Origin of the sequence: Flavobacterium sp. (genome assembly GCF_046296355.1) — a bacterium.
Lineage (GTDB): Bacteria > Bacteroidota > Bacteroidia > Flavobacteriales > Flavobacteriaceae > Flavobacterium.
In genome coordinates this window covers 1-8056 of record NZ_JBKBLM010000045.1, presented here as the reverse complement: position 1 = coordinate 8056, position 8056 = coordinate 1, and the positions used below count along the sequence as shown (strand labels likewise).

General features: G+C 37.3%; 7 protein-coding genes. 5 read left to right on the top strand and 2 right to left on the bottom strand.

Going from position 1 to position 8056, the window contains the following annotated elements; translation table 11 throughout:
- The 3 genes from ACK4HO_RS12415 to ACK4HO_RS12405 form a co-directional block, all read left to right on the top strand.
- Positions 1–530: hypothetical protein (locus ACK4HO_RS12415; protein WP_409666259.1), on the top strand; the 530-nt coding region annotated here is incomplete at its 5' end.
- Positions 531–688: 158 nt separating this feature from the next.
- Positions 689–1315 (top strand): hypothetical protein, encoded by a 627-nt coding sequence (locus tag ACK4HO_RS12410; RefSeq protein ID WP_409666257.1) that lies wholly within the window; start codon positions 689–691, stop codon positions 1313–1315.
- A gap of 65 nt (positions 1316–1380) precedes the next feature.
- Positions 1381–1680: a hypothetical protein gene (locus ACK4HO_RS12405; protein WP_409666255.1), complete on the top strand. Its 300-nt coding sequence runs from the start codon at positions 1381–1383 to the stop codon at positions 1678–1680.
- A gap of 96 nt (positions 1681–1776) precedes the next feature.
- Here ACK4HO_RS12405 and ACK4HO_RS12400 read toward each other — a convergent pair whose 3' ends face one another.
- A complete protein-coding gene (locus tag ACK4HO_RS12400; RefSeq protein ID WP_409666253.1) occupies positions 1777–4404 on the bottom strand; it encodes a valine--tRNA ligase in 2628 nt (875 codons plus the stop codon).
- A gap of 318 nt (positions 4405–4722) precedes the next feature.
- On the opposite strand from ACK4HO_RS12400, the gene ACK4HO_RS12395 reads away from it, so the two are divergent.
- On the top strand, positions 4723–5157 hold the full coding sequence (locus tag ACK4HO_RS12395) for a DUF1573 domain-containing protein (protein ID WP_409666251.1): 435 nt from the start codon (positions 4723–4725) through the stop codon (positions 5155–5157).
- Positions 5158–5187: 30 nt separating this feature from the next.
- On the opposite strand, the gene ACK4HO_RS12390 is transcribed toward ACK4HO_RS12395, so the two are convergent.
- Positions 5188–6399 carry an aspartyl protease family protein gene (locus ACK4HO_RS12390; protein WP_409666249.1) on the bottom strand — a complete coding sequence of 404 codons (1212 nt, stop codon included), beginning with the start codon at positions 6397–6399 and terminating at the stop codon, positions 5188–5190.
- 251 nt (positions 6400–6650) lie between these two features.
- On the opposite strand from ACK4HO_RS12390, the gene ACK4HO_RS12385 reads away from it, so the two are divergent.
- Positions 6651–7847, top strand: a complete 1197-nt coding sequence (locus tag ACK4HO_RS12385) for a pyridoxal phosphate-dependent aminotransferase (RefSeq protein WP_409666247.1) — start codon at positions 6651–6653, stop codon at positions 7845–7847.
- The last annotated feature ends 209 nt before the right edge of the window (positions 7848–8056 follow it).

Genomic DNA, 8056 nt, shown 5'->3' with positions numbered 1-8056 from the left:
AAACACCAGTAATGAAATACACGAAAAAGAAAATCATTATCTCAATTGTTTCAGTCCTATTATTAATAATGGCGATGTGTTTTATTAATTTAAGTAACTCAATTTCTGAATATTATTCAACAAATTGGGTTTCTAAATCTATTAATGATTCAAAATTGAATGGAGCTTTTGTTCGTGAATTAAGTATTAAACCAAATGGAATTAAACAAGATAGTTTAAGTGTTGAATTTAATGAGTGTTGGATTGAACAACAAACTAAATTAAAATATTCTTGGTTGTTTTTTTCTGAATATTACGGAACTGGTAAATATCGACTATGTTTCAATCTAAAAAACAAATTTCACGGAAAAAATACTTTATCACATTTCTTTGTAGAACAGAATGGGCAATCATTTACGCAAAATAGTTCAGGAGAAAACGAAGTATTTAACATTTTTGTAGAGAAGGAAGCAACGGGACAAATTAAAGTTAGTCTTGTAAAGTCGTGGAAAGAGCCTAGAGATAAATATGTCGTAATAAATTTAAGATAAGCACAGCCACTAACAGCAGTTTGTAACAACTGCGAAATTTGTTTAAACCGCAGGCCGATTTTCCGCTGGAAAATCTTTATTTTAGTAGAAAATAATCAATCACGCAGTCGCAGCTGTTACAATCTGCAAGACGTTAGCGATAATGCCAGAGAGCAATTATGAAATTTACAATTTTTAAGAAGTCTAAAAAATTTCACTGGACAGTTGAAAAAATAATATACACTATTATTTTTTCTTCATTAGCTCTAGGGTATATTTCTGAGAAAGTTTTCGATTCAGAACAAAATTATGTAAGTAAAACATGTATGGCGATTGCATTAATCGGATTTTTCGCTGGATTGGTTACAAAATTTATTGGCTTTTCTCAGTTTGAAAAACTACAAGGAATATTGGACGGCTACTTAGTTTTTAAAGTTGATTCGATTGAAATTGAAAATAGAGAGTATAATTTAAACGAAATAAAAAGAATTGTAATATCCAATGATGATTACAGTGGGAAATTAGTTGGCACAAGCCGTGGACATCTTGGTCCAGCTCTATCAAATGGAACTGGAAATCATATAATTCTTTTTCTAAATTCCAGAGAAAGTAAAAAAGTGAATTTTGAAATGATAAATTCTAACGATTTTCAAAAAGTTAGAAATGAGCTGATTAATTATCATGTAAATTCTAAGATTGATTTTTGGAGTTTAGCGCATATACTTGGAGAAAAAAGCACAACAGAAATAGCGGAACTCACAAGTGAGATAGAAAAGTTTAGCACTATCGCTAACAGCCGTTTGTAATTACTGCACGCTTGGGCTTTTACCCGATTTCCTAGCAGAAAAAGATCTAAAAGAATCAATCATCTATGACGATAGTTTTTATTATTTACTTTGCTCTTTTATTCTTCAACGCCATTGTTGTGTTCGACGCTTACAACGAATATTTTGGCTTTGTAAAGAATGACAATAAAGAAGTTGTAGAACCCGGTTATTCAAGTGCCGGAACATATTGGGTAAATATAGATGTATTTCTTTTCATTGACGAAAAATCAGAAAATCAGAAAGTCCGGAAAATAATAAATAAACATACCGTTGCGTTAAGGACTTTTTGGATTGGGCTTTTAATTATTCTCCCAATTTTGATTGTTATTGATATTTATTTGTAAAAATATACTACCGCTAACATCATTTTATTACAACTTCCAAACCAGTATTCCTCACCAATCATCAATAAAAAAGTCCCGAATCATCGGGACTTTTTATTATTTCAAACTCGCTAAACTCTGCTCTATCGTGGCAATCTTCGCCAAAGCATCGGCTTCTTTTTTGCGTTCGTTGTCAATGACTTGTGGCGGTGCGCCGGAAACGAATTTCTCGTTGGCTAACTTGCCTTGCACACTGCGTAAGAAACCTTGGGTGTATTTTAACTCTTCGGTTAGCTTGGCAATCTCGGCAGCAATGTCAATATTTCCGGAAACCGGAATAAAGTATTCGTTTGATTTTACACGGTATGTCAGTGCGCCATCAATTTTATCAGTTATGTATTCTAAGGATGTGATGTTGCCCAATTTGGTAATCACAGCATCAAAATAAGTCGAGGCTTTTTCGTTATTCACCACTTTCAAATCGACTGCATCTTTCATCGCAATGTTTTTGTCTTTGCGAATAGTTCTCACGCCGGCAATTACTTCGGCAGCGAAATCAAAATCAGCGATTAGTTTTTCGTTGAACGAAGTCAATTTCGGATATTCCGCTACGATTAACGCTTGTTCCGGAGTTCTTTCGGCTATGTATTGCCAGATTTCCTCTGTCAGGAATGGCATGAATGGATGCAATAATTTCAAGTTGGCTTCCAACATTTCGATGGCTTTGTCAAATGTCGCGCGATCGATTGGTTGTTGATAAGCAGGTTTAATCATTTCTAAGAACCACGAACAGAAATCGTCCCAAACCAGTTTGTAAATGCTCATCAAAGCATCAGACAAACGGTATTTTTCAAAATGGTCTTCAATTTCTACTAAGGTTTGTTGCAGCTTGGCTTCATACCATTCGATAGCCACTTTTGAACTCTCCGGTTGCGCAATATCGGCTACTTCCCAACCTTTAATTAGGCGGAAGGCATTCCATATTTTGTTACCAAAAGCTTTACCGTTGTTGCACAATTCTTCGTCGAACATAATATCGTTTCCAGCAGAAGCACTTAATAGCAATCCAACTCTAACCCCATCAGCACCGAATTTTTCAATCAGTTCCAAAGGTTCGGGAGAATTTCCTAATGACTTCGACATTTTACGACGTTGCTTGTCGCGCACCAATCCGGTCAAATACACATTCGTAAACGGTTTTTGTCCGGTATATTCATAACCCGCGATGATCATACGCGCTACCCAGAAAAACAAAATGTCCGGTCCGGTTACTAAATCATTCGTTGGATAATAGTATTTAAAATCTTCATTTTCAGGTTCCATGATGCCACCAAAAACTGCGATTGGCCACAACCATGAGGAGAACCAAGTATCTAGAGCATCAGCGTCTTGGGTTAAGTCGGATATTTGGAGCTGGGAGTTAGAAGTTTTTTCCTGTGCTAATTTTAACGCATCTTCTATGTTCTCAGCCACAACGAAATCTTCTTTTCCGGCGCCGTAATAATAAGCCGGAATTTGTTGTCCCCACCACAATTGACGCGAAATATTCCAGTCGCGGATGTTTTCTAACCAATGACGGTAAGTATTGTTGAAACGCGATGGATACAATTTTACTTCTTCCGTTTCTAAAACCGCTTTGATGGCCGGTTTTACCAAATCTTCCATGCGCAGGAACCATTGGTCAGACAAACGAGGCTCGATAACGGCTTTGGTTCTTTCTGACGTTCCTACTTTGTTAAGGTGGCTTTCAGTTTTGGTTAGCGAACCTATTTTTTCTAATTCGGAAGCGATTTCTTCACGTACTACAAAACGGTCTTTGCCTTGGTAATGCAAACCAAATGAATTCAAACTTGCATCTTCGTTGAAGATGTCGATGATTTCAAGATTGTGTTTTTCGCCTAATGCTTTATCATTAATATCGTGTGCCGGAGTAACTTTTAAACAACCGGTACCGAATTCCATATCCACATACTCGTCAAAAATGATTGGAATTACGCGGTTGCAAATAGGCACAATCGCTTTCTTACCTTTCAAATGCGTATAACGTTCATCATCAGGATGAATACAAATGGCGGTATCACCTAAAATGGTTTCCGGACGCGTGGTGGCAATGGTTACGAATTCATTCGAACCTTCGATAGCGTATTTTAAATGGTATAATTTTCCTTGTCTTTCTTCGTAGATAACTTCTTCGTCAGACAAAGTGGTTTTGGCTTCCGGATCCCAGTTGACCATGCGGTAGCCACGGTAAATTTGGCCTTTGTTGTATAAATCTACAAACGAACGAATTACAGACGCCGACATGTCCGGATCCATGGTGAATTTCGTTCTGTCCCAATCACAAGAACAACCCAATTGTTTTAACTGCTCTAAGATAGTTCCTCCGTATTTGTTGGTCCAGTCCCAAGCGTGTTTTAGAAATTCTTCGCGGGTTAAATCGTTTTTGTTGATGCCTTCACTTTTCAACTTCGCCACAACCTTTGCTTCGGTGGCAATTGATGCGTGGTCGGTTCCTGGAACCCAACAAGCATTGAAACCTTTCAATCGCGCACGACGGATTAATACATCTTGAATTGTGTTGTTCAACATGTGTCCCATGTGCAATACACCGGTCACATTTGGTGGCGGAATCGTTATCGTGTAAGGAGTTCTATGGTCGGGTTTGGAATGAAAATAGTTGTTTTTCATCCAGTAGTCGTACCACTTTTTTTCTACTTCTTTGGCGTTGAATTGAGCTGGAATCATATAATATTAGATATCAGATTTTAGATTTTAGATTACAAGAGTGCGATACATTTACCCTATTAGCCCTGATGGTCGTGGAAATCCTTTTTAATTTGCCGAGGGTTTTAAACCCTTGGTAATTTAAAAAGATTGTAACAGACAGCAGGAATATGGATGGCTGAAACTCACTGACCACTCGCTCCTAAACTAAGTGGCACGCATTTTGCAAACTGAACTGCAAAAGTAATTAATAAAGACTTTAGAAAAAATTAAGAATTAAATTTTTGTGTATTAATTTAAACGGAGTATTTTTACTAACCAAATATTAAATTTTGACCTATGAAGAAATATATACTTATCGCGACAATCCTTGTAAATGCAGTGGTTTTTGCCCAAACCGGCCCAAAAATTGAGTTTAAGGATAAAGACAACACCATAGATTATGGCAAGGTAAATAAGGAAGAAGACAACGGAATTCGGGTATTTGAATTTACCAATACCGGTGATGCTCCGCTGATTATTTCCAATGTGCAATCGAGTTGTGGTTGTACTGTGCCTTCAAAGCCTACAGAACCGATTGCACCGGGAAAAACCGGAAAGATTGAGGTGAAATACAATATGAATCCGGGACCTATCAGAAAAACCATTACGGTGGAGACTAATGCCATCAATGCAGAAGAAGGACGAGTGGTTCTGAAAATAAAAGGAGAAGTAATCGTTAAACCGGTGGAGAATCTCTTAGAAAAGAAGACTAAAAGTCCGATGATGCAATAATCATAAAGCCCCGAAATTTCGGGGCTTTTTTTATAGGATACTTTTGAGTTGGAATTTATAAGTAAGGATTACTCCATTGCGTTCTACTTCAATTTCAATGGTTTTTCCTTCTTCCGATTTGAGGAGTCCGTTTATATTTTCAATGGTCAAATAATGAGTGTTTCTACCGTTAATACTAATTATACGATCGTTTTTTTGCACTCCGGCCAGCGCAGCTGTTGACCCTTCTCTAACATTAAATATCCTAAAAATAGGCTTTAATTCAAACTTGATTTTCAGGTTGTCTTGCACATGTCCGTCGCTGCCTTGTGTGGCTTTGAAAACAGCTGCTGTACTGCTGCGGTCTTGGTAGGCTTGGGAAACCCATTCCAAACCGTCGTGTTGGACTTCGAGTCCGCTCATATTAAAGTTAAAAGGAGACTCTATTTTATCTCCGGGTTTAGAGTAAATGCAATTGTTTTGATAATCAAAAAGCACCGAGAATCGTGAGAGCACTTCTCCACCCAATGAGCCAACCCGATCATCAACAAAGTTGACACTTCGGATTGAAGTTGAATCAGGAAAAGTACCTATCGGGTTTTTAAAAGTTTTCTCGCCAAAAGTGAAATTACTAATTCTGGCTCTTTGTCCGTAAACATTGCCACTAAAACCTCTTCCTAAAAAACATTGTATGGATTTAGACGGCAGTTTTATATCGTCTGCTTCACTCAAAAACAACCAAATAGCATCACTATTACCGGTATCTATGAGCATTTTAGACAAACGAGGCTTTTCAGCCGTAACCACGCTAGTTAAATAATAGGGTTTATTGTTTTCTATAGAAATGAGTTCTTTGTGGTAATGCTTAGCCACTCGCTTTCTTATTTTTTGATGAGATTCATTGTAAACAATCACTTTCTTTCTATCGTAATCAATTTCGACTAAATGGTTTTTAAAAAAATGATACCCGATAATACCGTTTACCGGAATACCCACTTGTGAGGAAAAATTAAATTCTTGGTCGAGGATTAAATAGATTTCGTGCTCGTTGTCAACAAAACCACCGACTTCCAATTTGTTTTTAGAAGATTTATAAGCCGCTACTGCTTCATTGGTTCCTAAACCTTTCAGCATAATTTTTTCCAAATGAAAGAAACTCACTTCTTCCTTTTCATCCAAACTGAAAAGCACGGTTTCTTTAACGCCGGTGTCTAACAAAAAAGTTAAGGATTCTCCATTCACTTCAATCGGAATGAAAATCAAATTATTGATCAGTTGGAAAGGGATTACTGTTTTTTTTTTATTCTTTTCAAATTGGAAACCTGTCTGAGAAAAACAAGATACAAAGGCAGTGAAAAACAGTATTAAAGAGCAAAAGAATCGCATCAAGTATGATTTTTTATAAATTTAGTAAAATTAGGTTGTCAAAAAATATTTTTAACAATTTTTAATGCAATAAATGAATTGTTTTCAAACTAAAAAAATCGCAAATTTGCACCACTAAATTCAACAACATGCCTAAGATATCTTTGAAAGGTCAGCAAATGCCTGAATCACCCATCAGAAAATTGGTTCCGTATTCTGAAATTGCTAAAAAGAAAGGACACAAAGTATACCATTTAAATATTGGTCAACCCGATATCAAAACTCCGGATGTAGCACTGAATGCTGTAAAAAACGCCGACATCAGCGTATTAGAATACAGTCACTCAGCCGGATTTGAAAGCTACAGAACCAAGTTGTCAGCCTACTACAAATCACATGGTTTGCCTATCGACGTGGCCGATATTATCATTACAACCGGTGGTTCAGAAGCGTTGCTTTTTGCCATGGGAAGCACTATGGATTCGGGTGACGAAATCATTATTCCTGAACCTTTTTATGCTAATTATAACGGATTTTCAACCGCTTCAGGTGTCAAAGTCGTTCCGGTAATTTCTACTATAGATGAAGGATTTGCTTTGCCTCCGATTGCCGCTTTTGAAAAATTGATTACCCCAAAAACCAAAGCCATTTTAATTTGCAATCCGGGGAATCCAACCGGCTATCTATACTCCAAAGAAGAAATCATGCAGTTGTCCGAAATCGTAAAAAAACACGACTTATTCTTAATTGCCGATGAAGTATACCGCGAATTTATTTATGATGAAAATGACAAACACTTCTCGGTAATGAACGTTCCCGGTTTAGAAGAACATGCCATCATGATTGACTCGGTTTCTAAAAGATACAGTATGTGTGGCGCTAGAATCGGTTGTATTGTTTCCAAAAACAAAGCGCTAATGGCAACCGCTATGAAGTTTGCCCAAGCTCGTTTGAGTCCGCCAACTTACGCTCAAATCGCTAGTGAAGCTGCTTTAGAAACCCCACAAAGTTATTTTGACGATGTGATTTCCGAATACAAAGACCGAAGAGATACTTTAATTGCCGAGCTGCAAAAAATTGAAGGCGTAAAAGTAGCCACGCCAAAAGGTGCTTTCTATTGCATCGCCCAATTGCCCGTAAAAAATGCCGATGATTTTGCCCAATGGCTTTTAGAATCTTACGACAACAATGGAGAAACGGTTATGGTAGCTCCGGCCGCCGGTTTCTATTCTACTCCGGGTGTGGGATTAAATGAAGTCCGAATCGCCTACGTACTCAAGAAAGCCGATTTGATTCGCTCAGTAGCTATCCTAAAAGAGGCACTGAAAGTTTATAACCAACAATAGTTTACTATTTTCAATACTAAAAACGCTTCAATTTTTTGAGGCGTTTTTTATTTTTAGGAGCAGCCCATTTGTGCTTTCAGTCACTATTGCTCCCGCTATCCGTTGCAATCTTTGCCCTGAATAAATTCAGGGACAAAGGATTTCCACTCCTATCGGGGCTAATGACAACCATTGATTTTCTATCATAAAAAAAACCACTCGATTTGAGT